Source organism: Streptomyces massasporeus, assembly GCF_014648995.1.
Lineage (GTDB): Bacteria > Actinomycetota > Actinomycetes > Streptomycetales > Streptomycetaceae > Streptomyces > Streptomyces massasporeus.
The window spans coordinates 127,622-154,007 of record NZ_BMSE01000018.1 but is presented as its reverse complement, the minus strand read 5'-3'; the positions used below and the strand labels follow the sequence as shown (position 1 = coordinate 154,007).

Below are 26,386 nucleotides of genomic sequence, written 5' to 3'. Positions count from 1 at the left end.
ATCGCTTGTCGCCGCTCGAAGGGAACCTGACCATGCCCCGCCCCCTGCGGGTAGCCATCGTCGGATCCGGCCCCGCCGGGATCTACGCCGCCGACGCCCTGCTCAAGTCCGAGGTGGCCGCCGAACCCGGTGTGTCCATCGACATCTTCGAGCGCATGCCCGCGCCGTTCGGACTGATCCGCTACGGCGTCGCCCCCGACCACCCGCGGATCAAGGGCATCATCACCGCCCTGCACCAGGTGCTCGACAAACCGCAGATCCGGCTCTTCGGCAACGTGGACTACGGCACCGACATCGGCCTGGACGACCTGCGCGCGTTCTACGACGGCGTGATCTTCGCCACCGGCGCGACGGCCGACCGGGCGCTCTCCCTGCCGGGCATCGACCTCGACGGCTCGTACGGCGCCGCCGACTTCGTCTCCTGGTACGACGGCCACCCCGACGTGCCGCGCACCTGGCCGCTGGAGGCCGAGAAGGTCGCCGTGCTCGGCGTCGGCAACGTGGCGCTGGACGTCGCGCGCGTCCTGGCCAAGACGGCGGACGAGCTGCTGCCCACCGAGATCCCGGCGAACGTCCACGAGGGTCTGAAGGCCAACCGGGCCAAGGAGATCCACGTGTTCGGCCGCCGCGGCCCGGCGCAGGCGAAGTTCAGCCCGATGGAGCTGCGGGAGCTGGACCACTCCCCCAACATCGAGGTCATCGTCGACCCCGAGGACATCGACTACGACGAGGGCTCGATCACCACGCGGCGCGGCAACAAGCAGGCCGACATGGTGGCGAAGACCCTGGAGAACTGGGCGATCCGCGACACCGGCGACCGTCCCCACAAGCTCTTCCTGCACTTCTTCGAGTCCCCGGTCGAGCTCCTCGGCGAGGACGGCAAGGTCGTCGGTCTGCGCACCGAGCGCACGGAGCTGGACGGCACCGGCAACGTCAAGGGCACCGGCACGTTCCACACCTGGGACGTGGGCGCGGTGTACCGCGCGGTGGGCTACCTGTCCGACAAACTCCCCAAGCTGCCCTGGGACATCGACTCCGGCACCGTCCCGGACGAGGGTGGCCGGGTCATGCAGGAGTCGGGCGAGCACCTGCAGTCCACGTACGTCACCGGCTGGATCCGGCGCGGCCCCATCGGCCTCATCGGGCACACCAAGGGCGACGCCAACGAGACCGTGGCGAACCTGCTCGACGACTACCGCAACGAGCGGCTGCACACGCCCGCGACTCCCGCCCCGGAGGCCGTGGACGCGTTCCTCGCCGAGCGCGATATCCGCTTCACCACCTGGGACGGCTGGTACAAGCTGGACGCGGCGGAGAAGGCTCTGGGTGAGCCCGAGGGCCGCGAGCGCGTGAAGATCGTCGAGCGCGAGGACATGCTGCGGGCCAGCGGCGCCTGACGCTCCGCATCTGACGTTCTACATCCCGCGGGGCGGGTTCGGTGGCATTGCCACCGAACCCGCCCTTCTGCGTACTTGAACCGTGTACGATCCGGATGCTTCACCGAACCATCACATCGCCTTCACCTGAAGGCCATGCAGGGGGGACGAACGTCCAATGCGTATACGCCTTGTCGCCACCACGGCCGTCGCCGCCGGGGCCCTGACCGCCCTGTCGGCGGTTCCGGCCCAGGCCGCCGAGTACGACTCCGCGCTGAAGATCCGGGGGATCCAGTACGACGCTCCCGGGAGCGACTCCAATCGCTGCTCGGGCGGGAACACCGCCGAGGAGTACCTGACCATCAAGAACTACTCGCGCTCCACCACGGTGAACCTCAAGGGGTACGTCGTGAAGGACGCTGCGGGGAACACGTTCACCTTCACCGCGAGCCACACCCTTCAGCCGGGCGACTACGTGAAGCTGCGCGGCGGCAACGGGTCCGACTCCGACACGAAGAACGTCGTCTACCGCGACAACTGCAACTTCATGTGGAACAACGACAAGGACACGATCTACGTGTACAAGTCGTCCGGCAGCCGTGCCGACGTGCACTCGTACACCCGGAGCGGCTCCGACGCGGACCGCAACGGATACATCACGTACCACGGCTGATCCCTTCGCCGGACTGGCTGCCGGCCCCACGTCTAAGGAGCCGGCAGCCAGTGGTCGAGGTAGGCGCGCAGGCCCGTGAGGTCGGTGCCGCGCGCCAGGTATCCCACGTAGCCGTCGGGTCGTACGAGGGCGTGCGTGATGCCCGGCCACGGGCTCTGCGTGCCGATGCGGTGCACGCTCACCAGGCCGTGGCGGCCGCCCAGCGGCGGGTCTTCGGGCCAGGCGTCGCCCGGGCCGGTGAGTAGCAGGTGATAGCCCGGTCCGGCGACGCGTCGCTGAAGTCCGGCCGGGGTGTCGGGCAGGCGGTCTCCGGCGCGTGGGCCCTGCCGCGGGCGGTGCGGTCCGGTGCCGGAGGCGGGGCCGCGGCGGTAGTGGACGGCGAGTTCGGACACCGTGCGGAACAGGCGTGCTCGGGCGGCGGTCGCGCGCAGCAGCAGCGGGGCCACATGCGGGGCGAGACGCGTCCGTGCCAGTCGCAGGGCGGGGTGGCTGCTCGTACCGACGGTGAACGCGCGGTCGGTGAGGCGGCGGACGCCGTGGCCGACCGGGGCGCGTTCCGCCTCGTACGTCTCCAGCAACTCCTCGGGTGCGGCGCCGCGGCAGACGTGGGCGAGTTTCCAGCCCAGGTTGAGAGCGTCCTGGATGCCGGTGTTCATGCCCTGCCCCCCGGCTGGGCTGTGGATGTGCGCCGCGTCGCCGGCGAGGAAGAACGGACCCTTGCGGTAGTGGGTGGCACCGCGGTTGTGAATGCGGAAGCTCGTCATCCAGACCGGATCGCGCAGGACCGGCTTGTCAGGCGTCCAGTCGTCGGCGATCCGCTGGAGGAGGTCCAGCGTCACCTCGCCGACAGAAGCGCCCGGCGGGTGCATCGCGATCATCCGCCAGGTGGCCGGAGTACCGAGCGGGAAGAAGAACAGCAGCCCGGCCGCGGTCATGTACGTGTGCGCGGCACCCGGCTCCAGTCCGTCGGCCTCCAGATCCGCCAGCAGGAACGTCTGCGGATAGGCGTACCCCTCGAAGGCGATGCCCGCCCGGGTTCGCACGGTGCTGTGTGCGCCGTCGCAGCCGACGACATAGCGGGCGCGCACGGTCTCCTCGCTCCCGTCCCCGTGGCGCAGACGGCAAGAGACGAGGTCGCCCTCCGGTTCGGCGGTCAGCAGCTCCGTGCCCCGCTCCACCGTCACGTCCCGCGCGGCCAGATGAGCCGACAGCACGGCTTCCGTCTCCGACTGCGGGAGGAACAGCAGGTAGGGGTACGGCGTGTCGTCGCAGCCGACGTCGAACACCGGCACGCGCAGCACCCGTCGGGTCAGGTGCAGGTGCAGTCCGACCGTCGCGTTGCCCCGGTCGACGAGGTCGTCCGTCACACCGAACGGGGCCAGCATCTCCAGGGTGCGGGGCTGGATCGCCGGGGCGCGCGACTCCCGGGCCCGGTCCAGTGAGCGGTCCACGATCCGGAACGGGGTGGCGTAGGAGAGCAGTTGGGTCGCGAGTGCGAGTCCGGTGGGGCCCGCGCCCACCACGAGCACATCCAGGGGTGCCGTCATGACACACACCGTAGACGCGGCCGGTCGCGCGCATCTCATCGCCGTGCGGCGTGCCGGGGCCCTCCGCGACGCGTGCGTGGCGGAGGGCTCCCGTCCGGTGTACTGGTCTCAGACCTCCAGGTCGGCTTCGATGCGGCGCAGTTGGTGGCGGGCCATCGCGAGGTTGGCCCGGCTCCCGTCGAGCACGAGGTAGAGGAAGAGTCCGCTGCCTCCGCGCCCCTTCAGCAGGCGGATGAGGTGGTACTGGGTGTTCAGGGTGATCAGGATGTCCTCGATCTCCTCCTTCAGTCCCAGGTGCTCCATGGTGCGCAGTTTGGACCTCACGACGTCGGTGTTGCCCGCGGCGGCGACTTCGAGGTTGAAGTCCTTGGTGCCGCCGAGGGTGCCGAGGGCCATGCCGCTGGTGTAGTCGACGAGTGCGGCGGCCGTCGCTCCGTCGATGGAGCTCAGGCATTCCTTCAGCGCGGTCTCCGTGTTGGCCATGCGCTCGGTTCCTTTCCTTCGGTCTTCTACTTCGGTGGGTCAGGAAGTTCGGGTGGCTCAGCTGCCGGTCTGCGGGCGCGGCTGGTGCGTGGGCCGCTGCGGGGTGCGTACCGGGAGGGTGCCGATGGGCCGGTCCGTGGCCGGGGCCACCGTGGCGAGGTGCTCTTCGGGTGCCGGCCGGTCGGCGTGGCGGCCGGTGCCCGGGCCCACGCGCGTGGCCAGCAGGTCGGCGATCCGGGCTCCGCTGCGACGGCCTTCGAGGTGGAGGCGGCCGACGTTGACCCGGTCCTCGGCAAGGAGGGTGAGGACGGCGGTGGTTCCGGCGGCGTAGGTCGCGACGTAGCCTCCGGAGCCCCGCACCAGCAGTTCGCGGAAGTCTCCGCGAGAGGCGGCGTCGGTCATGCGGTAGGCGACGCCGAGAGCGGCGGCGGTGAGTGCCGCGAGTCCCTCGGGCTCGGTGTCCGGCACGTCGTGGGCGAGGACGAGTCCGTCGACGGTGGCCGCGAGGGAGCCCGTCAGCCGGGGTATGCGGGTGCGGAGCCGACGCAGTTCGTCCAGGACGTCGGTCTCGACGGCCATGAGCAGTCTCCTTTCGGCACGCTGTCTTCGCGCGCGGATCACAGTGCCTCCAAGGCGTGCAGGAGCCGTCGCAGCAGTGCGGTGTCGGGCTCGTCCGGCGCCAGGGGACGAGGGGTGGGGCCCGGCTCGGCGGACACGATGGCGGGGGCGGACGCTGGGGCTGGGGACGGGGCTGAGGAGGGGCCAGATGTGAGCGGGGCCACGGGAGCCACCAGCCCGGCCGCGGCCAGGCGGCGGAGTTCCACGAGGGTGTGGAAGGTGCGGCAGGCGAGGGCCGTCGCTATCTGGGCGGCGGTGCGGACACCGTTGACCTGGGCGAGGGTTCGGCCGCGGCGGGCCGGCAGATCCGCGGCGTCCGGCCCGGGCACCCGGGCGAGCGGCGCCCGGTCGACGGCGGGTTCGGGCCATATGCGGTGCAGCAGTTCGCGGCGGCGTCTGGACTCACGCAGGACCGTGTCCACCGGCACGGACCGGACCGCGCCGAGCCAGTGTGCGGCTCCGGGACGGAACCGGAGCGCCGGCCCGTCGTGGGCGAGGACGAAGTACGCCGCGTCGAAGAGGGCGCCCAGGTGGCACAGTTCCAGCGCGCCGGCGGCGAGGTGGCCGCTGTCCACCAGCTGCCGTCCGACACTGCAGCGGCGGCCGGCCTGGTCGATCGCCTCCCACCAGCCGTCCGGGGCGAGCGCACCGCTGTGGGTGAGCAGGTCGCCGAGGTCGGGAGTGACGGCGGATTCGACGTGGACGACATGTCCCGCGGCGAGGTAGACGATGCCCGTCTCGGTGGACAGGGCACCGGTGGCACCTTGCGCGGCGAGTGTGCCGAGCAGGGCCGAGGCGGGTTCGTCCGTGCGCAACGTCGGGGTCGACATGGTCATCCGAGCACCAGCCGGTCCGCCATCTCGGCCAGCCGTATGCGGGCCAGGGCGAGGTTGCCTTCGCTGCGGTCGAGCCATAAGTGCACGAACACGGTGCTGTCGAAGGTCGTGGTGACGAACCTGAGCAGGTGGTACGAGTCGGCGTTCGTGATGATCAGATCCTGTACCGGGGGTTCCTTGCCGGACGGCCCGCCGGGGCCGTCGCCGGCGGTCTCCCCCGTGGCGTCGTCGCCGCCGGTAAGGGCGAGGACGCCACTCTCGGTGGCGAGCCGGGCGAGTTCGGCGGTTTCCGCCGCCGTCGCCTCCGCGTCACCACCGGGTGCGTCACCCACCGCGCCCAGCGCAAGACCACTGATCCAGTCGACCACCGACGCCCCTCGAGCACCTGGCAGCCGCATGGCCTCCAGCAGACTCTCGTCGATTCCGGGCACGCCGAACCCCCTCCCCCTGCACGGCCGTTCCCGCGAACGTGAGCACGACACTACGGTGGGTGCTCGGCGCAGGTGAACGCTTTGGCATTTTCCAAAGGAATGTGCAGGGAAGCGATCGAGGGGTGAGCGGGGCCGGACCGAACCGGGCAGGATGGATCGCGCACACCCCGGTGACGTTGACCGCCCGCCTTGACCAGCCGCTTCCCGGGGCTTCGGGACGCGGAGCGGCTACCGTGGCGGTCCCCCACGATGGAGGCCCGGCATGGCGGTCCAGCGGATGGACAACGTTCTCATCGTCGTCGACGACCTGGAGGCCGTCATCGCGTTCTTCGTCGAACTCGGTTTGGAGCTCGAGGGCAAGGGCCCACTCGAATGGCGTGGGGCGGAGCGTGTCATCGGACTCGAGGACGTCCGGCAGGACGTCGCCATGCTGCGGGTCCCGGACGGCCCCGGGCGGGTGGAGCTGGCGAAGTTCCACAGGCCGGCGGCCATCGCACCCGAGCCGAAGGACGCTCCGGCGAACACCCTCGGTCTCCGCCGCGTCATGTTCGCCGTCGACGACATCGAGGACGTCGTCGCCCGCCTGCGAGCCCAGGGTGCCGAACTGGTCGGCGAGATCGTGCAGTTCGAGAACATCTATCGGCTCTGCTACGTCCGCGGGCCCGAGGGGATCGTCGTAGGACTCGCCGAACAGCTCGGCTGACCTGCGGCCAAGGAGTTCGAACTCCGGCGGATCATCGCCGAGACGGACCGTCCCGGAGGCTGAAGCTGCCGGGACCCGCAGTCGCTCAGAGACCGGGGATCGTCTGTTCCGCCCAGATGACCTTGCCGTTCGTCATGTGCCTGGCGCCCCAGCCCTGGCACATCTGGGCCACCAGGAGCAGCCCCCGTCCGCCCTCGTCGTAGGTGCGGGCCCGTCGCATGTGCGGGGCGGTGGTACTGCCGTCCGACACCTCGCAGATGAGCGTCCGGTCGTAGATCAGCCTCAGCTCGATGGGGGGCTCGGCGTGCCGGATGGCGTTGGTGACCAGCTCGCTGACCACCAGCTCGGTGACGAACACGCAGTCGTCGAGGCCCCACTCGGCCAGTTGCCGGCACGCGTTCTTGCGTGCCACGGCGACGGCGGCGGTGTCGGCCGGTACGTCCCAGGACGCCACGTGGAAGGTGTCGAGGGCGCGGGTGCGGGCCACGAGCAGGGCCACGTCGTCGGCCGGCCGTTCCGGAAGCATGGCTCGCAGGACCGTGTCGCAGGTGCCCTCGAGTGAGGCGTCGGAGGTCCGCAGGATCCGGAGGAACCTGTCCATGCCGTCGTCGATGTCACGGGACCCGGCCTCGAGGAGACCGTCGGTGTACAGCGCGAGGACGCTGCCCACGGGCAGCTCGCATTCGAGGGCCTCGAAGGGCAGACCGCCGAGCCCCAGGGGAAGTCCCGAGGGTACGTCGAGGAACTCCGCCTCTCCGTCCGGTGTCAGCAGCGCCGGGACGGGATGCCCGGCTCGTGCCAGGGAGCAGCGTCGGGAGACCGGGTCGTAGACGGCGTACAGGCAGGTGGCGCCGATGTCGCCGGTGCTGTCGGCGCCTGCGGCCAGGTGGCTGACGAGGTCGTCCAGGTGGGTGAGCAGCTCGTCGGGAGGGAGGTCGACGTCGGCGAGGGTCCGCACGGCGGTCCGCAGCCGCCCCATGGTTGCCGAGGCCTGGATGCCGTGGCCGACGACATCGCCGACGACCAGCGCGACGCGGGCCCCGGACAGCGGGATGACGTCGAACCAGTCGCCGCCCACCCCGGCCTGAGTGGTGGCGGGCAGGTAGCGGGAGGCCACGTCGAGGGCCGACTGTTCGGGCAGGCGTTGCGGCAGGAGGCTGCTCTGCAGGGTGAGTGAGGTGGCGCGCTCCCGGGTGAACCTGCGGGCGTTGTCGATGCAGAGGCCGGCTCTGTCGGTGATCTCCTGGCCGAGCAGCAGGTCGTCCTGCTCGAAGGGTTCCGGGTTCCGGTGGCGGGAGAAGGTGGCCACTCCGAGGGTGAGGCCGCGCGCTCGCATGGGCACGGCCAGGATCGAGTGGAACCCGAACCGCCGCATCCGTTGCCCTCGCTCGGGGGTCTGGCGCAACACGTCCGCCATGGCCTCTTCGGTGATCCGCTGGATCAGCGGCCGGCCGGCGGCCAGGCACTCGGCCGCTGCCGACTTGTCCGGGTAGACGGCCACGGTCCCGTTCGGGACGACGGCCTCGGGACAGCCTTCGAGAACCGACTGGTGGGCGACACGGCGCAGCCGCACGGGACCGTGCGGGGAGCCCGCGGGCGGGTCGTCGCCGTCGTCGATGGAGGGCAGCAGGTCGACGGTGACGAAGTCGGCGAGCCACGGTACGGCCACGTCGGCGAGCTCCTGCGCGGTGCGGTCCAGGTCGAGTGTGCTGCCGATGCGCAGGCTGGCCTCGTTCAACAGGGCCAGCCGCTGCCGGGCCACGTGCTGCTCGGTCATGTCGTGCGCCGAGAGCAGCACCCCTTGCGTCCGGCCGTCACCGGCCCGTACCGGGGCGAGGGACACGTTCCACACGCTGGGGCGTGCATGGCCCGCGAGCTGCAGCGAGACCTGGAGATCCTGCCGCTCACCGGTGTCCAGGGCACGGCGCATGGCCTCTTCGGTGCGGTCGGCCTGCGGGTGGTGCACGATCTCCGAGACCCGCAGTCCGCACATCGCGTCCTCGGGCAGGCCGATCACCCGTTCCATGTCCGCGTTGGCCCTGACCAGCCGCAAGCCGGTGTCGTACAGCGCCGTCGTACAGGTGGACTGGGTGAAGCTCCGCCGGAGGAACGCGTCGTCGTCGGGGCTCACCCCGGGGCGGCCGACCGCCGTGAGCAGGAGCCACTCTCCGTGACCGTCTCCGTCCTGCCGGAGGTGAGCCAGGAGGTTCACGGTGATGGCGTGCCCCTCGCGGTGCAGCAGCGTCGCCCGTCCGCTCCACCTGGGGAGCGTGAGCAGGGAACTCAGGGCCTCCTCCTGCGGGGGCCCGTCGGCGAGCAGTTCCGAAGCGGGCCGGCCGATCACCTCCGAGGCCCGGTGGCCGAGCAGTCGGCGTGCCCCCTCACTCCATCCCGTGACGATGCCATGCCCGTCGACGACGGCCTTCGCGGTGGTCGCGGTGGCGGCCTCGTCGACGAGGTCCTCGGGCGGTGGCCCACCGCCCTCGCCCGGGACGGACGCAGATCTCGCCATGGAGCCTCAACCCGCCTCACCCGCTAGGCATTCTCACTGCTTCGATACGATATGTCCCAAGAATGACAGATAGCCCCATCCCGGGTTGAATGGCCAGGGACGCTGATGGGCCGCGTGGGAGCATCCGACGGCCAGGGCGGAGGTCGTGACCATGCCTGTCGACGGCGAACGGACCTGGCCGGACGCGACCGAGTGGACGGGGAAGATCTACAGCGAGGGCTGGCGGACCGCCGAGGGCGGCACCAGCCCGGTGATCGAACCGGCCACGGGTGAGCCTCTGGCGCGGGTGGGCGTGGCCTCTCCCGCCGATGTCGAACGGGCGGGCGCCGGCGCCGCCCGGGCCGCGCCGGAATGGGCGGCCACCCCCGCGTTCGAACGGGTCGACGTCCTGACGCATGCCGGTCACGCCCTGCGCGAACACAGCGAGGTGGTCCGCGAATGGCTCGTCCGGGAGTCGGGGGGCGTCCCGGCCAAGGGTGACTACGAGATCGCGGCCGGCCTCGACCAGCTCCAGCACGCGATCGGGCTCGCGTCGCAGCCCCTGGGCGAGGTCCTCGCACCCCCGGCGCCCGGCGGAACGAGTCTGGCGTGGCGGGTACCGCTGGGTGTCGTCGGGGTGATCACCCCGTGGAACGCGCCGCTGCTGTTCGCGATGCGGGCACTGGCGCCCGCTCTGGCCCTCGGCAACGCGGTGCTGCTCAAGCCCGACCCCCTGACTCCGGTGTCCGGCGGTGTCCTGGTCGCTCAGCTGTTCCGGGAGGCCGGGCTGCCCGAGGGCGTGCTGCACGTCCTTCCCGGTGACGCGGCGACCGGGCGGGCGGTCGCCGCCGACCGGCATGTCGCGATGGTCTCGTTCACCGGCTCCACCGCGGTGGGGCGTGAGGTGGCCCGGATCGCCGGCGAAGGGCTCAAACGCGTGGCGCTGGAGCTCGGCGGCAAGAACTCGATCGTCGTGCTGGAGGACGCGGATGTGGAGGCGGCCGCCGCGGCGGGCGCCATGAGTTCGTTCGGCTACCAGGGCCAGGCCTGCGTCGCCGCGGGACGCCATGTGGTCCACGCGGATGTCGTCGAGGCGTACACCGAGGCGCTCGTCCGGCAGGCGCAGGCGCTGCCGGTCGGCGATCCCCGCGTCGAGGGCATGGCACTCGGTCCGGTGATCAGCGAGCGGCAGGCGGCCCGGATCGAACGGATCGTGGACGAGAGCGTGGCCGCCGGAGCACGCGCGCTGACCGGCGGCAGCCGCGAGGGGCTCTTCTACCCGCCCACCGTGCTGGACCGTGTCGACCGGTCCATGCCGGCCTTCCACGAGGAGATATTCGGACCTGTCGCTCCCGTCGTCCCGTTCCGCGGCGAGGACGAGGCCGTGGAGATCGCCAATGACACGGCGTACGGCCTGACCGCCGCCGTTCACTCGCGGTCCGCGCCCCGGGCGACCGCGCTGGCGCAGCGGTTGCGCACGGGCATGATCCATATCAACGACGTGTCCGCGAAGGACGCCGCGAACGCGCCCTTCGGCGGCATGGGCGTCTCGGGCAACGCCTCCCGCATCGGCGGCACCGCCAGCCTGGAGCAGTTCACTCAGTGGCGCTGGATGACGGCGCCAGGGCGGTTGTAGCCGCTCGGCCTCGGCGAAACATTTCGAGTCCAACACCGAATGCTGCGGAAAGCATTGACGCCCCGTCAGGGACTTCTATCATCCGCAATGTTCGACAGGACAGCTAACGTTCGACATACAGAACGAGGACCTCTCGCGCTCACTCTCTCCCGGAACCTCCCCCACCACGACGAAGACCCGCATGCATGACATGCGCAGGTCATGTCGCCCCGACGAGGAGACGCATGAATCCCCAACTCAGGAGTACCGGCCGCCGAACACCGCTCTCAGGTCTGCTGGTGGCCGCGACCCTGCTGGCCGGCGGGACGACCGCCCTCACCGAAACCGCCTCCGCCGCACCCCCCAGCGCGCCGACCGCCCCGAAGGCGAGCACCCTCGGAGCCCAAGCGGCCCAGTCCGGCCGCTACTTCGGTACGGCGGTGGCGGCCGGAAAGCTGAGCAACGGTGTGTACACCGGGATCCTCGACCGCGAGTTCAACTCGGTCACACCCGAGAACGAGATGAAGTGGGACGCCACGGAGCGCTCCCGCGGCTCCTTCACGTTCGGCCCCGCCGACCAGATCGTCAACCGGGCCCTCGGACGCGGCCAGCGCGTACGCGGTCACACCCTGGTGTGGCACTCCCAACTGCCCGGCTGGGTCGGCGGCATCGGCGACGTCGGCACCCTGCGCAGCGTGATGAACAACCACATCACGACGCTCATGTCCCGCTACCGGGGAAAGATCCACTCCTGGGACGTGGTCAACGAGGCGTTCGCGGACGGCGGCAGTGGCCAGCTGCGCAGCTCGGTGTTCCGCAACGTCCTGGGCACCGGCTTCATCGAGGAGGCGTTCCGCGCCGCGCGCTCGGCGGATCCGTCGGCCAAGCTCTGCTACAACGACTACAACATCGAGAACTGGAGCGACGCCAAGACCCAGGGCGTCTACCGTCTGGTGCGCGACTTCAAGGCGCGCGGAGTCCCCATCGACTGCGTCGGCTTCCAGGCCCACTTCGGCACCGGAGGCCCTCCGGGGAGCTTCCAGACGACACTGGCCAACTTCGCCGCCCTCGGCGTCGATGTGCAGATCACCGAGCTGGACATCGCCCAGGCACCGGCAACGGCGTACGGGAACAGCGTGCGGGCGTGCATGAACGTCGCGCGCTGCACCGGTATCACTGTGTGGGGCATCCGGGACAGCGATTCCTGGCGCGTCGGACAGAACCCTCTGCTCTTCGACGACAACGGCAACAAGAAGGCCGCCTATCAGGCCACCCTGTCGTCGCTGGGCGGCTCGGCGGTGAAGCGGGCGGCCGCGGAACCGGCACGGCAGGCGGCGACCGCGCGCACCACGGCGAGCGGCGCGGGCGCACGGTCGCAGCCGCCCTCCCCCAAGTCCGCCGCGGCTCTCCCCTCGTCCTTCCGCTGGAGCTCCAGTGGTTCCCTGATCGCCCCGAAGCCGGACGCGACCCACAACACCGCGGGGATCAAGGACCCGACCGTCGTCCACCACAACGGCAAGTACCACGTGTTCGCGAGCACTGCGCGCTCGGCCGGATACAACCTGGTCTACCTGAACTTCTCCGACTGGTCGCAGGCGGGTTCGGCCACGCACCACTACCTGGACCGTACCGCCATCGGCGCCGGCTACCGGGCCGCACCGCAGGTCTTCTACTACGCGCCGCAACGCCTGTGGTACCTCGTTTACCAGACCGGCAACGCCTCGTACTCCACCAACCCGGACATCAGCAACCCCAACGGGTGGAGCGCGCCGCGCACCTTCTACGCGTCGATGCCGGACATCATCCGGCAGAACATCGGCAACGGCTACTGGGTCGACATGTGGGTGATCTGCGACAGCGCGAACTGCCATCTGTTCTCCTCCGACGACAACGGGCACCTCTACCGTTCCCGGACGAGCGTCGGCCAGTTCCCGAACGGCTTCACCGACACGGTCATCGCCCTTCAGGACTCCAACAAGAACGCCCTGTTCGAAGCGAGCAACGTCTACAAGGTGCAAGGCGGTAACCAGTACCTGTTGCTCGTGGAGGCGATCGGGTCGGACGGGCGGCGGTACTTCCGGTCCTGGACCGCGGGCAGTCTCGCCGGGTCGTGGACACCGCTCGCCGCGTCCGAGGGCAATCCCTTCGCCCGGGCGAACAACGTCACGTTCCCCGCGGGCGCCTGGACCAGGGACATCAGTCACGGCGAGTTGATCCGCGCGGGCAACGACCAGACGCTGACGATCAACTCGTGCCGGATGCAGTACCTGTACCAGGGCTTGAACCCGAACGCGAGCGGCGACTACAACAGCCTGCCGTGGCGGCTCGGCCTGCTCACCCAGACCAACTCCACCTGCTGACTCCCCGTGCACCAACCGGTTCCGCCGGGCCGAGCCCGGCGGGACCGCCCCCGGGCGCTCGCTACGCGAGCCAGAGCGAGCCGCGCCGATGGCGCGCCGGCGGTATGTCCACCGTGTCCGCGACGTCGAGGGCGAGTTCGTCGGCGGTGGTGTTCACCAGCCTGAGAAGAGTCCCCACTTGGGTGCGCAGCCGTTGCCGTGCGCGGCGTTCCCCGACCGCGGACCACTCGGCCACGGAAGCGTCCCGCCGGTATCGGGCGAACGAGTAGACGTCCACGGCGCGGCGGACCCTGTGAGGCCGGGGCCTTCTGGACTCCCGTGTCGCGTCGGTGAGGCTGCGTGCGCTGTACCTGAGGTCGTGGAGGACGACGGAACGCCAGGGCGTGCCAGATGAATTGTCGTACGCACTCCGGCTGTGCGGAGGGCGGATGTGGTGGGCGGTGCGGGTCACGGGGCTCCGTTCGCAGCAACCGCCAGGGATCTCCTGGCGGGCTACCTGAAGCCCGTAGGTCCCGTCGAGCGTGCGTTTTTCATGCACATGACCCTATCTCGCCTCTTCCGTGCGCAGGTCTGTCACAGGTTTCCGGACTCCCGAGCCCAGGGCCGAAGTTTCTCCGGGTTGCGGACCACCCAGATGCGCGTGACGCGACCGTCGGTGACCTCGAACGCGGCCACGGTCATGACGACGCCGGCACGCTGGGCCACCAGGCCCGGCACACCGTTGACCGACCGCTCCAGGAGCTCGAGCCCCGGGGCCTTGTCGGCAATGGCGACCATGTACTGGGCGATGCGCGCGCCGCCCTCGACCGGGCGCAGGACGGCACCGACGTTGCCGCCGCCGTCGGCGGTCATCACGGCGGCCGGGTCGAGGAGGCGGACGAGGGCAGCGATGTCCTTGCTCTCCCACGCCTCCTTGACGTGCCGCACCACGTCGGCCTGGCCGGTCGCCGTCGCCCGGGGGTGCGCACCGGATATCCGCCGCCGGGCCGAGGCCGCAAGTTGCTTGCAGGCGGCGGGGGTTCGGCCGAGAACGTCCGCGATCTCGGCGAACGGGTAACGGAAGACGTCGTGCAGGACGAACGCCACCCGCTCGGCGGGCGTCATCGACTCCAGGACGACGAGGAAGGCCACGGACACCGACTCGTCCAGGACGATCTGGTCGGCGGGGTCCGCAGGACCGGCGGTGCCGGGGCCGCCCGTGTGGTCCCACTCGGTGCGGTCGGGCAGCGGCTCGGGCAGCCACGCACCGACATAGCGTTCGCGGCGGGCTCGGGCCGAGCGGAGCAGGTCCAGGCAGATGCGGCTGGTCACCGTTGTCAGCCAGGCCCCGGGCGACAGGATCTCCTCCTGCCGGCTTCGTGGCAGTGCGTACCAGCGTGCGTAGGCGTCCTGCACGGCGTCCTCGGCCTCGGTCACCGAACCGAGCAACCGGTATGCCACGTTGATCAGTTGGCGTTGTTCGCCCGTTATGTCATCCGCCCTGGTCCCGACCGTCCCCATGCTTGTGGCGACCCCCTCGCCTTACCTTTGGCAGCCTCGCGTCGTCGGGCCGGTGAGACCTTATCGATCTACCGCCCGACGGCGGAAGAGAGGACTGTGACATGGCCACTCAGGTGACAGCGACGGCGCAGCGCGGCTCCACGTTCCTTCAGATCACGATCGCCCTGCAGACGTTGACCATCTTCCTCCAGGCGGTCTCCGCCGGCCTGCTGCTGACCTCGTCCTACGGAGAGGTGCTGCACAGTGTCGGAGCCCGGGTGATGTACGGGGCGTCGATGCTGTATCTGCTCGCCGCGGTGCTGGCGTGGAAGCCGGGCGGCGGATCGCCCCGGCCCGTCTGGCACGCGTCGGGTTTCCTCGTACTCGCCTCGGTCCAGGTGGTCCTGGGCATCGCGCACGTTCCATCGCTCCATCTCCCCCTGGGCGTCCTGATGTTCGGCCTCAGCGTGCTGGCGCTGGCGCGGCGCTGACGTCAGGCACACCTGCCGGCGCGACGCGGGGGTTGCTATAGGTTGCCCGCCATGGCTGAACTCGGAAGCGGCACCTGGCCACCTGCCACGTCGAGGACCGAACGGCTCGTGCTTCGCGCGTCCGAGGCCCGGGACCGTGCCGCGTTCATCGAGCTGTTCGCATCGCCGGAGGTGGGCACCTACGTCGGCGGCTCCCGGCCGCGTGAGGAGCTCGAGCGCGCGGTGCCCGAGGTGCCCGGGCGGCGCCCCGGCCTCTTCGTGGTCGAACTCGACGGGACGATGATCGGTATGGTCACGCTCGATCGGCGCGACGCCGAGCGTCCGGGTCACCTCGGTCCGGATGCCCAGGAGGCCGAGCTCGGCTACATGTTCCTTCCGGAGGCGTGGGGGCGTGGGTATGCCGCCGAGGCGTGCGCCGCCGTCCTCGACTGGTTCGCCGCCACGTCCCCCGGCGAGCCGGTGGTGCTCTGCACGCAGACCGCCAACGACCGCGCGATGCGCCTCGCGGCGAAGCTGGGGTTCGCGGAGGTGGAGCGGTTCGAGGAGTATGGCGCCGATCAGTGGTGCGGCGTGTGGTCCCCGGTCATCGCGTCCGGCTGAGTCCGGCGGCTCCGCCGAGCAGTGAAGCGCTGTCAGTGGTGGGTGGCAGCATCGGGCCCATGACGGACACCACGGCATTCGACTGGCGGTCGTTTCTGCGCGTTTGGAGCGAGGAGTGGGCGGACTCCCTGGCTGCCGACGACGACACGCGGAGCGAGGACGACGAGGCCGCGCGGCGGGCACGCCGGCTGGGGTTCCCACCCGCGTCGGAGGAGCGGATCGCCGCCATGGAGCGGCGCCTTGGCCGGCGGATGCCCCCGTCGTACCGGGAGTTCCTGGGGGTCAGCGACGGGTGGCGGCACGCGGGCGGCTTCGTGTGGCTGCTGGCGGGGACCGAGGACGCGCGCTGGCACAACGACGAGTCGGGGCTCGGCGACATGTTCGACGAGTACCTGGACGAGGACGCCGGGCCCGAGGAGCGGCAGGAGGCGGACCTCTGGCGGCGCGGGCTGCAACTGAACGTCGAATCCGACGCCATCTACGTCCTCATGGATCCCGGCGACGTGGACGAGGACGGCGAGTGGGCCGTCTACACGTGGGCGAGCTGGCGCGCCGCGCCGCCCGAGCGGCACGCGAACTTCCGTACGTTCATGAGGGACATGCACCGGGAGTTCCACTGCCTGCGGGCGAACCCGGGCGACGGGGAGCCGGCGTTCGTCAACGACACGACGCGCAGGCTGGACGCCCAGGTGGAGGAGGCCCGGCTGGAGGCGTTGCGCGGCGGCTGGGAGCAGGCCGGGAAGGCGCTGGACGAGGCCAAGGAATACGGCCGGCCGCGGGCCGCCGGGCTGGGTGATCAGATACGGCGCCTGCTCGGGGAGACCTACCTGGTCTCCTTCGAGGGCGTGGCGGCGGATCCGCGGTACGCGCGCGAGCTGCTGCCCCTTCTGGTCGCCGAGCACGCGGCGCACTCGTACCGGGACGACTCCACGCCGGCGTTCGATCTGCGGGGCGCTGACGACGAGCTGGTGTCCATGGCTTACGCGCTGCTCGATCAGATGAGGAACGGCACGTACCGGTACACGGCGGCCGGACCGTTCGGGGAGGCGGTCGACAGGGCCCGGGAGCTGGCGCGGTGGGGAGACACGGACGCGGCTTGGCGGACACTGATCGACGCCGTGCCGCTGTGGGAGCCGCTGGGGCCGGACCACTTGGCGCCGCTGGGGTGGGTGGCCGATCCGGTGCTCGGGCCGCTGCTGACCCCGGAGCGGGGCCGCGAGCTGCTGTCCACGCCGAGGGGCGGACAGACCGGTGAGGCACCGGGTCCGACGGCCGGGCTCGACCCTGGCGACCTGGCGTGGCTCGCCGAACCCGACTCGGGCAACAACCGCACGTCCTACCGGTTCGTGCTGGTGGAGGGAGTCGAGCCGGAAGAGCTGCCAGGGCGTCTCACGGACGGGGACGCCACCGTACTGAACGACCCCATGACCTCCTGGGACGCGCACCACCGCTCGCTGCGCGACAAGAGGGAATTCTCGTCCTACGACGACAGGGCTCTCATGGCGGTCGGCCGGGCGGGCACCGGCTGGAGTTTCGCGTTCGACGGCCATCCGGCGTCGTTCGACCGGCGGCGGTTCGTCTCCCCTGCCGCGGGCGCCAGTGCGGGCACCCGCGCGGTGGTGGTGTGGAGCGACCTGAGAGCAGGGCACCGGGAACGGTGCTTCCACCTTTCGGTGGCGCGCGACGGTGTCGAGCAGTACGCGTTCACCTACGCGGACGGGGAGATCGGACAGAGCGGGGAGATACCGCGGACGCTGGACCCGGGCCTGTTCTTCGGTGAGCGGGCCGTCGGTGCCGAGACGGAGCGGTCGCTGCTGGAAGCGGTGGCGGGCGAGTTCGGTGTCCGTCTGCCGCGTCACGCGATCGTGAACGGGCGGCTGCACACGTTCGTGACCCGCTCCTGGACACGGCCGCCCAGGGACGGGGAGACGTACGCGGTGATCCGCTTTCATGGAACGGCCCCGATGTCGGCGGGCATCGAACCGGCGCCGGAGGAAGGCCCGGAGGGCGGGTAACCGACAGCTGGGGACACGGCCCGCACGCGTCGAGCCGACCGGGACGCGCCCGTGGCACCGCGCCGCAGGCCCGCCCCTTCCGTCCCGGGTGGAACAATCGGCCGTACGAGTCCGCGCGAGGAAGTCGGTCATCACGCCGTGGAACGACCAGCCGTCCCCTTTCCTCCCTCCCCGTGGCGCCTCACGGGCGACATGGTCGTCTCGCTGTGGCGCGTCCCGGCGGACGACCTGCCGTCCTGGCCCCTGCCGGCCGGCGTCCGCCCCTGGGTCGTGCGGCGCCGCGCCACTCTGGTCACTTTCTGGGTCGACTACCGGCCCGGCGGCGTCCTCGCCTACCGCGAGTTCCTCATCGCCCTGGCCGTGCGCCACGGGCACCGTCTCGCCGGCTGCACCGTCGCCGCCTGGGTCGACGACGACGGGGCCCTGGCCGGGGGACGCGCGCTGTGGGGCATCCCGAAGGAGCACGGCGTGTTCACGCTCCGCGCGGACAGCCGGAGCGCCCGGGCGGAACTGACCGCCGACGGCATTCCGGCTGTCCGCTTCACGTACCAGGACGTGCTGCGGCTGCCCTTCCGGCTGTCCGCACGCGCCCGCCTGATCCAGCAGCTGCCCGACGGTACGGTGTGCCGCGTGCCCATGCGGATCAGCGGACGGCCGGCGCTCGGCCGAGGCCGCGTATGGACCGGGCCGGAAGCGCCGTTGTCGGTGCTCGCCCGGCGTCCTTTGGTGCTGTCCCTCGCCGTCCGCGACTTCCGCAGCATCGTGGGCAGCTGAGCAGCAACCCCGTGGGGGCTGCTCAGCGGCTCCAGCTCGGCGTGGCGTTGCCGAGGGCCGTCCAGAGCTGGACCTTCAAAGGCTTTCGTGATCCGGCGGGGAAATGCCCCCGGAGGCTCCCCTCGGGCCCGCCTCCGGGGGTTTCAGCGTGTCGCCGCCGGTGTGGGGCCGAAAGCGTCGGCGAGGCTGGTCAGGATGGAGCCGGACCAACTGCTCTCCCCGAACACGCCGACCGGAATGGCGAGCACGCCGTACTCGCGCCGGAGCGTCTCCGCCGGGATCGCAACCGGGAAGAAGTAGTTGCCGGGACACGTCCGGCTCGCCGTGGGAATCGCTGCGCGCACTTCGTCCGGCAACCGTTCGAAAAGCCGCTCGGCCCGTGCGGCCAGTTCGCCGGAGACCTGCCGGGGCACGTCGCCGTGCTCGGTCAGCAGCCGGTCGGCGAGCCTCAGCTGTGCCGAGGTCGGCGGATCCGCCCGGAGCGCTTCGGCCAAGCCGGTGTGCGCCGGACCCAGCAGGACGACGCCGAAGGTGCGTGGCCACAGCCATCCTTTGGTGACCGAATGCAGCAGGACCGCACGGCCGGTGTCCAGCAAGCGCCGGGTACCGGCGGCGAACGGGGCTCCCAGGTCGTAGACGCTGTCGATCAGCAGGCGGCGGTGTGGTGATTGCCGCAACCACGAGATCACCGATGCGCACTCGGCGTCGGACAGGTATCGGCCGAGCGGCTTGCTGGGGTTGGCGAGCAGCAGGTATTCGGGCCGGTGGTCCGCCGGCGACCTCGGCAGGGCGGGCGCCGGCAGCGTCGGGTAGGACGCGGGCGCCAGGCCGGCGGCGCGGGCCAGCTCGAAGTAGACCGGGTACACGTCGCCGGGCAGCCACAACCGCGCCTGCACGGAGCGCAGCCAGTGGAACACCGCGCCGAGCCCGTGCCGGACCCCTCGGCTGACCATGGCGTGGCCGGACCACTCTTCCGGCAGCGCGTAGCGCCGCAGCCAGGCACGGGCGAGATCGCACCGGTGCACCGTGGTCGCGTCGGTCGGCGGTTCCGGTCGCATCGGAGCAAGGGCCCGGTACACGTTGGTCTCGGCGGCGTCCAGGAGCGACGAGGAGGCACTGAGTCGGCGCTGCCGGAATTCCTGGAACTCGCCGAACCTCATGCCGTCGCACCTTCCGGCACGATCTCGCTGGCGCGGTCTTCCAGGGAGGCGTAGCAGCGTCCGTCTGCCATGACGTTCCAGCTGCGTGCGATCCCGTGGGTGCGTTCCCAGAGCAGGCTGGGTTCGGTGTAGGCGGCGATCCGCATCGGCCGTCCGTCCCAGTTGCCCTCGTAGACCGGTGCGCCCCAGGGCAGGCGGCTCGCGAGTTCGAAGCCGTGCTGCTCGGCGAACCCGGTGACGATGGAAAGCGAGATCTGGTGTTCTCGGCTCCAGACGTTGGCGGCGCGGTCGAAGTAGAGCGACTCGGTGCTGGTGGATACGTAGAGCTCTTTGAAGCAGACTTCCTCGACGCCTTGAGCCGCGGCCCACGAAAGGTAGTCGGCGACCTCGGCCGCGTCGGCGACGCCGCCGTGCTGGAGCACGCAGATCAGCCTCATCCGTAGCCCCGGCAGGCGGTCGAGTTCCTTGCGCCAGCTGTCGATCACGGAGCTGACCGGCGTGCGCAGCATCATCAGCCGCTCGTTGACGGCGTCGTCATGGTGGTGCCGGGAGACCGCGAGCACGCACAGACCCGCGGCGCTCAGGGCTGCGAGGCGGTCGGCCCGGTCAGCGTGCGGTCCTTTCGCCAGGGTGTGCGCGTTGGTGATCAGGACGACCTTCGGGAAGGCCGCCGAGCACGCGGACACCAGGCGCAACTGCTGATCGAACGGTATGAGCGTGGGCTCCCCGCCGCCGGTGATCACCGCACGCTCGGCGCCCGCCGCACGGGCGCGCTCCAGCCAGTGGGTCACCGCGTCCCACGGGACCCGTGCCGGCGCCTGGTCGCTGGAGATCGAGGCCGAGGAGAAGCAGAACGAACACCGGGCCTGGCAGGCGGAGGCGACCGGCAGAAGCGAAACCGAGCGCGGTCGTGTGTCGGCGTAGCGACGCAGTGCCGATCCGTGCAGGTGCAGGGAGGCCGCCATCGCATCCTCGACGGTCGTCGGGCGCAGAGTGAACTCGTCGCCCGCCTGGTCGAGCTCGTGGACCGCCGACAACCGGATGCGAGCCTCGTGCAGTTCCATGCCGAGGCCGGTCGACACGTTGGGCACCAGCTTGTCGGGGTCCACCATGGTTTCCAGCACCAGCAGCCGGTCGCCCGGGATGGCCAGCCGGTCCAGCAGGCGTCGCGCCTTGCCGATGCCTGTTCCCAGCTCCGCACGCGTCAGCAGGTGGAACCGGTCGGGAAAGGTGCTCTCCGGAACCCCCGCCTTGCCGTAGGCGAACGCGTACTTGTCGAAGCCTCTGGCGAAGTTCGACAGCACGATGACATGGAAGCGTTGGCCGCTCTGATTCATCCCGTCATCATGCATGAACGGGCCCGGCACGCCATGGGCTTAAATGCGGTGGAACCTGCCACGCACGGCGGGCATGGGTGCCGAAAGGTACGCCATGAATATCGACGCGGAGCTTCGTCCCCTGCGGGTGTTCCCGTCCGTGGCCCGGCACCGGTCGTGTCCCGGGCCGTCGAGGAGCTGCTGATCACGCAGTCGCCGCTGAGCGGGACGACCGCGCAGCCGGAGGGCAATCTCGGCGTTCGCCTGCTCGACCGCCCCTCCCGGCACGTCGAACCGACCGGGACCGGAGCGGAGTTCCTCGTCCACGTCGAGCGGGTCCTCGCCACCCTGGACGCAGCAGACCGTCGGCCGCTCCTCATCAGCGGTCGTGCAGGCCCGTGCGGTGTCGATGAGATCGACCCCGGCGTCGATCGCCGCGTTGATCGTCGATACCGCTGTCTCCCGCAGCAGATCAGAGCGAAGCGACAACGCGGCGCCTCCGAGGGCGATCGGCCGGACTCGGCGTCCGGCCACTGTTCTCGTCGCAGGCCGGCCGTGAGGATCCGATGGTTGTTGCCTGGTCCCTCACACACGTCCGTTCCCGTTCCAGTGCGTGGCATCGGTGCACGTCACTGGACCACGACACCGTGGCGCAGTTCGAGGGGAGCAGGGGTGGCCCGGACTCTCGTCGGCGCGCTCCCCGACCGTCAGGCGTCGAGCGCGTCGATCAGCGACTTCACGACATCCTCGGTCGATGCGTTGCCGCCGACGTCCCGGGTCAGGACACCCGCCGAAGTCGTCACCTCGATCGCCTTGTCGAGGCGGGCCGCCTGGTCCGGCAGGCCGAAGTGCTCCAGCATCAGCGCGGCGCTGCCGACCGCGCCGATCGGGTTGGCCAGGCCCCGGCCCGCGATGTCCGGGGCCGAGCCGTGGACGGGCTCGAACATGCTGGGGAAGCGGCGCTCGGGGTTGAGGTTGGCGCTGGCCGCCAGGCCCAGGCTGCCGGCCAGGGCGCTGCCGAGGTCGGAGAGGATGTCGGCGTTCAGGTTGGACGCCACGACGACCGAGAGGTCCTCCGGCTTCAGCACGAACTTCGCGGACATCGCGTCGACCAGGACGCTTTCCGTCTCGACGTCCGGGTAGTCGGCGGCAACGCGCTTGAAGACGTCGTCCCACAGGACCATGCCGTACTGCTGGGCGTTGCTCTTGGTCACGGAGGAGACCTTCCTGCGGTCCCGGGTGCGGGCCAGGTCGAAGGCGAACCGCATGATCCGCTCGCAGCCAACCTCGGTGAACAGGGCGGACTGGACGGCGACTTCACCACCGGGCCCGCGTCCGCCGAGGTTGCGGCCGCCCAGGCCCGCGTACTCGCCCTCGCTGTTCTCGCGGACGACGACCCAGTCGAGCTGGGTGTCGTCCGCCTTGCGCAACGGACTGACGACGCCCGGCAGGAAGTGCACGGGGCGGACGTTGGCCCACTGGTCGAAGCTCTGGCAGATCTTCAGACGCAGGCCCCAGAGGCTGATGTGGTCCGGGACGGTGGGCCAGCCGACCGCCCCGAAGTAGATCGCGTCGAAGTCCCTGAGCTGCTCCAGCCCGTCCTCGTCCATCATCCTGCCGGTGCGCTCGTAGAACTCGCAGCCCCAGTCGAACTCCTCCCAGGCGAAGGCGAAGGGGGACTCCGAGTTCCGGGAGCTGTCGGCCAGGGCGTCCAGGACGGCGCGTCCTGCGGCGACGACCTCCTTGCCGACCCCGTCGGCGGGGATGGCGGCGATGCGGAACGTGCGGGGTTCGGCTGTCATGGGGGCCTCCGGCTCGCTGTCGTGCGGTCGGTCCGAGTCAACACACCGACATCAGGGCGCGTCCAAGACCTGCTTTCGATACGACGCATAGGCGTGGCCGATCGGTCCTGCGTCAGCCGGTACGGCCCCGTCGCTGCGCCAGCGACCTGGTGAGGGCGAGGAACGCCCGCGCCGCCGGCGTGAGGTGCGCGGGCAGGCTGACCATCACCACGTGGAGGTGGGCAGTCGGTTCGATGGGGGCGACCACGGCACCGCAGCGGCGGGCCAGCCGGGTCCAGGAGGAGGGCAGCACGGCGACTCCGACCCCGGTCAGGACCAGGGGCAGGATCGAGGTGCGGTGGTCGACGACGGTCACAATCTCCGCTCCCGTGCCGCCCGCGGTGATGTCGTCCACGATGCTGCGCATCAGGCTGCCGGTGCGGGACGCGATGAGCTTCTGTCCGACCAGGTCCCCGGGCCGGATCGTGACGTCGTCCTCGATCGCCCCGCCGGGCGCGGCGACGACCACGAACGGCTGGTCCTCGACGTGAAGCACGTCAAGACCGGACGGGTGCACGGGGACGGAGCTGCCCAGCAGACCCAGTTCGCAGGCGCCGCTGCGCACCAGGGAGACGACCTCGTCCGGGGTGAAGGCGGCCTGGGTGCTCACCGTCACCGACGGATGCAGCTCGGCGAAGCGGTGGATGAGGGTGGTGAGCGGTTCGATGCCCGGCGAGGGCATGGTGGCGACCTCGACCGTGCCGCCGTGCAGCCCGGCGAGCGCGGCCGCGGTGTCGCGTACGGCGGCCAGGTCGCGCAGCACACGCCGACTCGGCTCCAGCAGTTCCTGGCCGGCCTCGCTCAGGACGACACCCCGGCCCACCCGGTGGAAGAGGGCCACCCCCAGATCGGCCTCCAGGTTCGCCATCGCCTGCGACAGCGACGGCTGGGCCACGTGGAGGGCGGCGGCGGCCTTGCTGAATCCACCGTGCTCGACGATGGCGAGGAAGTACTCCAGTTGCCGGGCGTCCACGGCGCCTCCCCGCTCTGTGCTGGTACGACAGGCGCAACGAGCCTACCTGCCGGTTTCCGTTCCTCGGCATCCGATCCAGCGGTCGGCGATGCTACGTCCGCACTGGGCGAGCAGGTGCGCGGACAGGGCGCTGTCCCGCGCACAGTCCTGGTCGGTCAGGTCCGTCAGGGCCTGGACGGAGCGGAAGAGGGCTGCCGTTCGGTCACGGGGCAGGGTGCAGCGGCCGGCGACCGCGTGCACCGCGACGCCCGGTCGACGGGCGCGCCGGGCGAGTGCGACCGGAAGCTTGCCCGACAAGGACTGCTCGTCGAGACTGCCTTCGCCGGTCACGACGAAGTCGCTCGCGGCCAGCGGTTCGTCGGCCCCGAGCAGCGTGAGGAAGTAGTCGGCCCCCGAGCACACCCGTCCACCGAGCAGCATCCCGGCGTGTCCCAGCCCGCCGGCTGCCCCGGCACCCGGGGCGTCGGCGAGGCGCGCCGCCTGCGCGACTCCCCCGGCCCGCAGTCGCCGTACCAACCCGGCGAGGGCGTCGTCCAGTTCGCGCACCCCGTCGGCGGTGGCGCCCTTCTGAGGACCGTAGACGGCGGCGGTGCCCGTCGGCCCGAGCAGCGGGTTGACGACATCGGTGGCCAGGACGAGATCGACTCCTGCCAGAGCCGCGCGGGCCTCGGCGATGTCGGCCGTGTGGAGTTCGGCGAGTCCTGCGCCGCCGGGACCGATCGGGGTGCCGTCCTCGCGGGCCAGTGTCGCACCGAGGGACTGCAGCAGGCCCGCGCCGCCGTCGGTGGTGGCGACCCCGCCGAGCGCCAGGACGATCGTGTCCGCCCCGCTTGCCAGTGCGTGGCGCAGGGCCTGGCCGACACCCCTGCTGGTGGCCGTGAGCGGCGCCTTGCGTCCGCCCGGGAGAACGCCGAGTCCACAGACGGCGGCCGCCTCGATGAGGACGGTACGGCCGTGCACCGCGAGTTCGGCCGTGACGGGCCGGCCGGTCGGCCCGCTCACCGTGACCTTCTCCGCGCTGAACCGGCCCGCACAGGCCGCGGCCACGCTCCCCTCTCCCCCGTCCGCCAACGGGAGGCGGACGACCCGCGCCTCGGGCGCGGCTTCGAGCAGCCCGCGCTCCAGCGCGAGGGCCACGTCGTCGGCACTGAGCGAGCCCTTGAACTTGTCCGGGGCGATCAGCACGGACACCATCAGGGCGTCACCTCTGCCGTGTGCGGGGCGCGGGGGACGGCGACCGGCTGTACGTCCTCGGCCTCGGTCGCCGGCGGCTCTCCCACCCGACCGGCCAGTACCTCCCGTGCCCGTTCCAGGTCCAGGCCGTTCTCCCACTTGGCGACGAACAGGGTGGCGACGGCGTTGCCGAAGAAGTTCACCAGGGCCCGGCACTCGGACATGAACTTGTCGATGCCGAAGATGAGCATGATGCCCGCCGCCGGGACCGAGCCGACCGTGGAGAGGGTCGCGGTCAGTGCGATGAATCCCCCTCCGGCGACACCCGCGGCGCCCTTCGACGTCAGCAACATGACGGCCAGCAGCCCGAGTTGCTGGCCGAGGGAGAGCGAGGTGTCGGTGGCCTGCGCGATGTAGAGCGTGGCCAGCGAGAGGTAGATCGCCGCCCCGTCCAGGTTGAAGCTGTAGCCGGTCGGCACGACCAGACCGACCGTGGGCCGTTCCGCCCCCATGAACTGCAGCTTGCGCATGAGTCCGGGCAGGGCCGGCTCGGCGGTCGAGGTGCCGAGGATCAGCCAGAACTCCTCCTTGAAGTAGCGGAAGAGCTGGAAGATGTTCAGCCGCACGTACAGGGCGAGCACGCCACCGAGCACGAGTACGACGAACAGCGCCGAGGTGACGTAGAAGAGGAGGATCAGCGAGCCGAGGCTGGTCAGCGTGGACAGGCCGAACTTTCCGATGGCGTACGACATCGCGCCGAAGGCGCCCAGAGGCGCGGCCTTCATGACGAAGGACAGGACCTTGAAGACGACCTCGGTCAGGCGGCCCACGGCGGCGATGATCGGTTCGCCGGTCTTGCCGACCATCTTGATCGCGATGCCGAAGACCACGGCCAGGAAGATGACCTGGAGGATGTTCCCCTCCACGAAGGGGCCGAAGAAACTGTTCGGCACGATGCCCGTGAGGAACTCCCACCAGTGCTGGTGTTCTCCCTGGGAGACGTACTGGCTCGCGTCGCCGGACGTCTTGAGGGTCGCCGGGTCGGCGTGGACGCCGTCGCCGAGGCGGAAGACGTTGATCGCGATCAGTCCGGTCAGCAGCGCGACGAGCGTGCCGATCTGGAAGTAGGCCAGTGCCTTGACCCCGGTGCGTCCGACCTTCTTCAGGTCCGCGACGCCGGCGATGCCTCCGATGATCGTCAGGAAGACGATCGGACCGATGAGCATCTTCATCGCGGTGATGAACGTCGTGCCGATCGGCTCCATGTCGGTGGCCAGATCCGGCCACCGCCAGCCCAGCACAATGCCGATCACGATCGCCACCAGCACCTGGACGTACAACTGCCGGTACCACGGCTTCGCCGCGATCCGCGCGGCCTGCTCGGCTCGTCCGTTGCCCGGGGTATGCGTCATTGCAGCCTCCCTGATCGCG

The 26,386-nt window shown here is 70.7% G+C and carries 24 protein-coding genes; 9 read left to right on the top strand and 15 right to left on the bottom strand.

Going from position 1 to position 26,386, the window contains the following annotated elements:
- Nucleotides 1-32 precede the first annotated feature (32 nt).
- Both IE153_RS31775 and IE153_RS31770 read left to right on the top strand, forming a co-directional pair.
- Entirely contained in the window at nucleotides 33-1,397 is a 1,365-nt protein-coding gene (locus IE153_RS31775) for an FAD-dependent oxidoreductase (protein WP_189593191.1), read from the top strand.
- Nucleotides 1,398-1,554: 157 nt separating this feature from the next.
- Nucleotides 1,555-2,049, top strand: a complete 495-nt coding sequence (locus tag IE153_RS31770) for a lamin tail domain-containing protein (protein WP_189593190.1) — start codon at nucleotides 1,555-1,557, stop codon at nucleotides 2,047-2,049.
- A gap of 32 nt (nucleotides 2,050-2,081) precedes the next feature.
- On the opposite strand, the gene IE153_RS31765 is transcribed toward IE153_RS31770, so the two are convergent.
- The 5 genes from IE153_RS31765 to IE153_RS31745 form a co-directional block, all read right to left on the bottom strand.
- A complete protein-coding gene (locus tag IE153_RS31765) occupies nucleotides 2,082-3,596 on the bottom strand; it encodes an FAD-dependent monooxygenase (RefSeq protein WP_189593189.1) in 1,515 nt (504 codons plus the stop codon).
- Nucleotides 3,597-3,704: 108 nt separating this feature from the next.
- On the bottom strand, nucleotides 3,705-4,079 hold the full coding sequence (locus IE153_RS31760; RefSeq protein ID WP_031110827.1) for a roadblock/LC7 domain-containing protein: 375 nt from the start codon (nucleotides 4,077-4,079) through the stop codon (nucleotides 3,705-3,707).
- Between the two features lie 57 nt (nucleotides 4,080-4,136).
- The gene (locus tag IE153_RS31755) at nucleotides 4,137-4,658 is read right to left on the bottom strand and encodes a roadblock/LC7 domain-containing protein (RefSeq protein WP_097222597.1); all 522 of its coding nucleotides are present in this window, start codon (nucleotides 4,656-4,658) and stop codon (nucleotides 4,137-4,139) included.
- A gap of 38 nt (nucleotides 4,659-4,696) precedes the next feature.
- Nucleotides 4,697-5,527: a hypothetical protein gene (locus IE153_RS31750; protein WP_438817958.1), complete on the bottom strand. Its 831-nt coding sequence runs from the start codon at nucleotides 5,525-5,527 to the stop codon at nucleotides 4,697-4,699.
- A gap of 2 nt (nucleotides 5,528-5,529) precedes the next feature.
- Nucleotides 5,530-5,964, bottom strand: a complete 435-nt coding sequence (locus IE153_RS31745) for a hypothetical protein (RefSeq protein ID WP_189593187.1) — start codon at nucleotides 5,962-5,964, stop codon at nucleotides 5,530-5,532.
- A 262-nt stretch (nucleotides 5,965-6,226) separates the two neighbouring features.
- On the opposite strand from IE153_RS31745, the gene IE153_RS31740 reads away from it, so the two are divergent.
- Nucleotides 6,227-6,667: a VOC family protein gene (locus tag IE153_RS31740; protein ID WP_189593186.1), complete on the top strand. Its 441-nt coding sequence runs from the start codon at nucleotides 6,227-6,229 to the stop codon at nucleotides 6,665-6,667.
- Between the two features lie 85 nt (nucleotides 6,668-6,752).
- Here the strand turns inward: IE153_RS31740 and IE153_RS31735 are convergent, their stop codons facing one another.
- Complete coding sequence (locus IE153_RS31735) at nucleotides 6,753-9,179, bottom strand: SpoIIE family protein phosphatase (RefSeq protein ID WP_189593185.1); 2,427 nt, start codon at nucleotides 9,177-9,179, stop codon at nucleotides 6,753-6,755.
- Between the two features lie 151 nt (nucleotides 9,180-9,330).
- On the opposite strand from IE153_RS31735, the gene IE153_RS31730 reads away from it, so the two are divergent.
- Both IE153_RS31730 and IE153_RS31725 read left to right on the top strand, forming a co-directional pair.
- A complete protein-coding gene (locus IE153_RS31730) occupies nucleotides 9,331-10,794 on the top strand; it encodes an aldehyde dehydrogenase family protein (protein ID WP_189593184.1) in 1,464 nt (487 codons plus the stop codon).
- Nucleotides 10,795-11,018: 224 nt separating this feature from the next.
- Entirely contained in the window at nucleotides 11,019-13,133 is a 2,115-nt protein-coding gene (locus IE153_RS31725; protein WP_189593183.1) for a glycoside hydrolase, read from the top strand.
- Between the two features lie 61 nt (nucleotides 13,134-13,194).
- On the opposite strand, the gene IE153_RS42000 is transcribed toward IE153_RS31725, so the two are convergent.
- The gene (locus IE153_RS42000; protein ID WP_229829267.1) at nucleotides 13,195-13,410 is read right to left on the bottom strand and encodes a hypothetical protein; all 216 of its coding nucleotides are present in this window, start codon (nucleotides 13,408-13,410) and stop codon (nucleotides 13,195-13,197) included.
- A 296-nt stretch (nucleotides 13,411-13,706) separates the two neighbouring features.
- Entirely contained in the window at nucleotides 13,707-14,633 is a 927-nt protein-coding gene (sigJ, locus tag IE153_RS31715; RefSeq protein WP_189593182.1) for an RNA polymerase sigma factor SigJ, read from the bottom strand.
- Nucleotides 14,634-14,734: 101 nt separating this feature from the next.
- Here sigJ and IE153_RS31710 point away from each other — a divergent pair, with 101 nt between their 5' ends.
- The 4 genes from IE153_RS31710 to IE153_RS31695 all read left to right on the top strand — a co-directional run bounded on the left by IE153_RS31710 (nucleotide 14,735) and on the right by IE153_RS31695 (nucleotide 18,492).
- Nucleotides 14,735-15,103, top strand: a complete 369-nt coding sequence (locus IE153_RS31710) for a hypothetical protein (protein ID WP_189593181.1) — start codon at nucleotides 14,735-14,737, stop codon at nucleotides 15,101-15,103.
- Between the two features lie 51 nt (nucleotides 15,104-15,154).
- On the top strand, nucleotides 15,155-15,703 hold the full coding sequence (locus IE153_RS31705) for a GNAT family N-acetyltransferase (protein ID WP_189593180.1): 549 nt from the start codon (nucleotides 15,155-15,157) through the stop codon (nucleotides 15,701-15,703).
- A gap of 59 nt (nucleotides 15,704-15,762) precedes the next feature.
- Nucleotides 15,763-17,718 (top strand): SMI1/KNR4 family protein, encoded by a 1,956-nt coding sequence (locus IE153_RS31700; RefSeq protein ID WP_189593179.1) that lies wholly within the window; start codon nucleotides 15,763-15,765, stop codon nucleotides 17,716-17,718.
- A 138-nt stretch (nucleotides 17,719-17,856) separates the two neighbouring features.
- Nucleotides 17,857-18,492, top strand: coding sequence for an acetoacetate decarboxylase family protein (locus IE153_RS31695; RefSeq protein WP_189593178.1), 636 nt, complete (start codon nucleotides 17,857-17,859; stop codon nucleotides 18,490-18,492).
- 143 nt (nucleotides 18,493-18,635) lie between these two features.
- Here IE153_RS31695 and IE153_RS31690 read toward each other — a convergent pair whose 3' ends face one another.
- From IE153_RS31690 to dctA, 7 genes are all read right to left on the bottom strand, one after another.
- Nucleotides 18,636-19,652 carry an aminotransferase class I/II-fold pyridoxal phosphate-dependent enzyme gene (locus IE153_RS31690; protein ID WP_189593177.1) on the bottom strand — a complete coding sequence of 339 codons (1,017 nt, stop codon included), beginning with the start codon at nucleotides 19,650-19,652 and terminating at the stop codon, nucleotides 18,636-18,638.
- Nucleotides 19,649-20,989 (bottom strand): radical SAM family protein, encoded by a 1,341-nt coding sequence (locus tag IE153_RS31685; RefSeq protein ID WP_229829266.1) that lies wholly within the window; start codon nucleotides 20,987-20,989, stop codon nucleotides 19,649-19,651. The genes IE153_RS31690 and IE153_RS31685 overlap by 4 nt, the downstream gene beginning before the upstream one ends.
- Before the next feature lie 39 nt (nucleotides 20,990-21,028).
- Complete coding sequence (locus tag IE153_RS31680; RefSeq protein ID WP_189593175.1) at nucleotides 21,029-21,457, bottom strand: hypothetical protein; 429 nt, start codon at nucleotides 21,455-21,457, stop codon at nucleotides 21,029-21,031.
- 218 nt (nucleotides 21,458-21,675) lie between these two features.
- Nucleotides 21,676-22,770, bottom strand: a complete 1,095-nt coding sequence (locus IE153_RS31675; RefSeq protein WP_189593174.1) for a tartrate dehydrogenase — start codon at nucleotides 22,768-22,770, stop codon at nucleotides 21,676-21,678.
- 112 nt (nucleotides 22,771-22,882) lie between these two features.
- Complete coding sequence (locus IE153_RS31670) at nucleotides 22,883-23,782, bottom strand: LysR family transcriptional regulator (RefSeq protein ID WP_189593173.1); 900 nt, start codon at nucleotides 23,780-23,782, stop codon at nucleotides 22,883-22,885.
- Nucleotides 23,783-23,824: 42 nt separating this feature from the next.
- Entirely contained in the window at nucleotides 23,825-24,976 is a 1,152-nt protein-coding gene (locus IE153_RS31665) for a glycerate kinase (protein WP_189593172.1), read from the bottom strand.
- On the bottom strand, nucleotides 24,976-26,367 hold the full coding sequence (gene dctA / locus IE153_RS31660) for a C4-dicarboxylate transporter DctA (RefSeq protein WP_189593171.1): 1,392 nt from the start codon (nucleotides 26,365-26,367) through the stop codon (nucleotides 24,976-24,978). The genes IE153_RS31665 and dctA overlap by 1 nt, the downstream gene beginning before the upstream one ends.
- Nucleotides 26,368-26,386 lie beyond the last annotated feature (19 nt).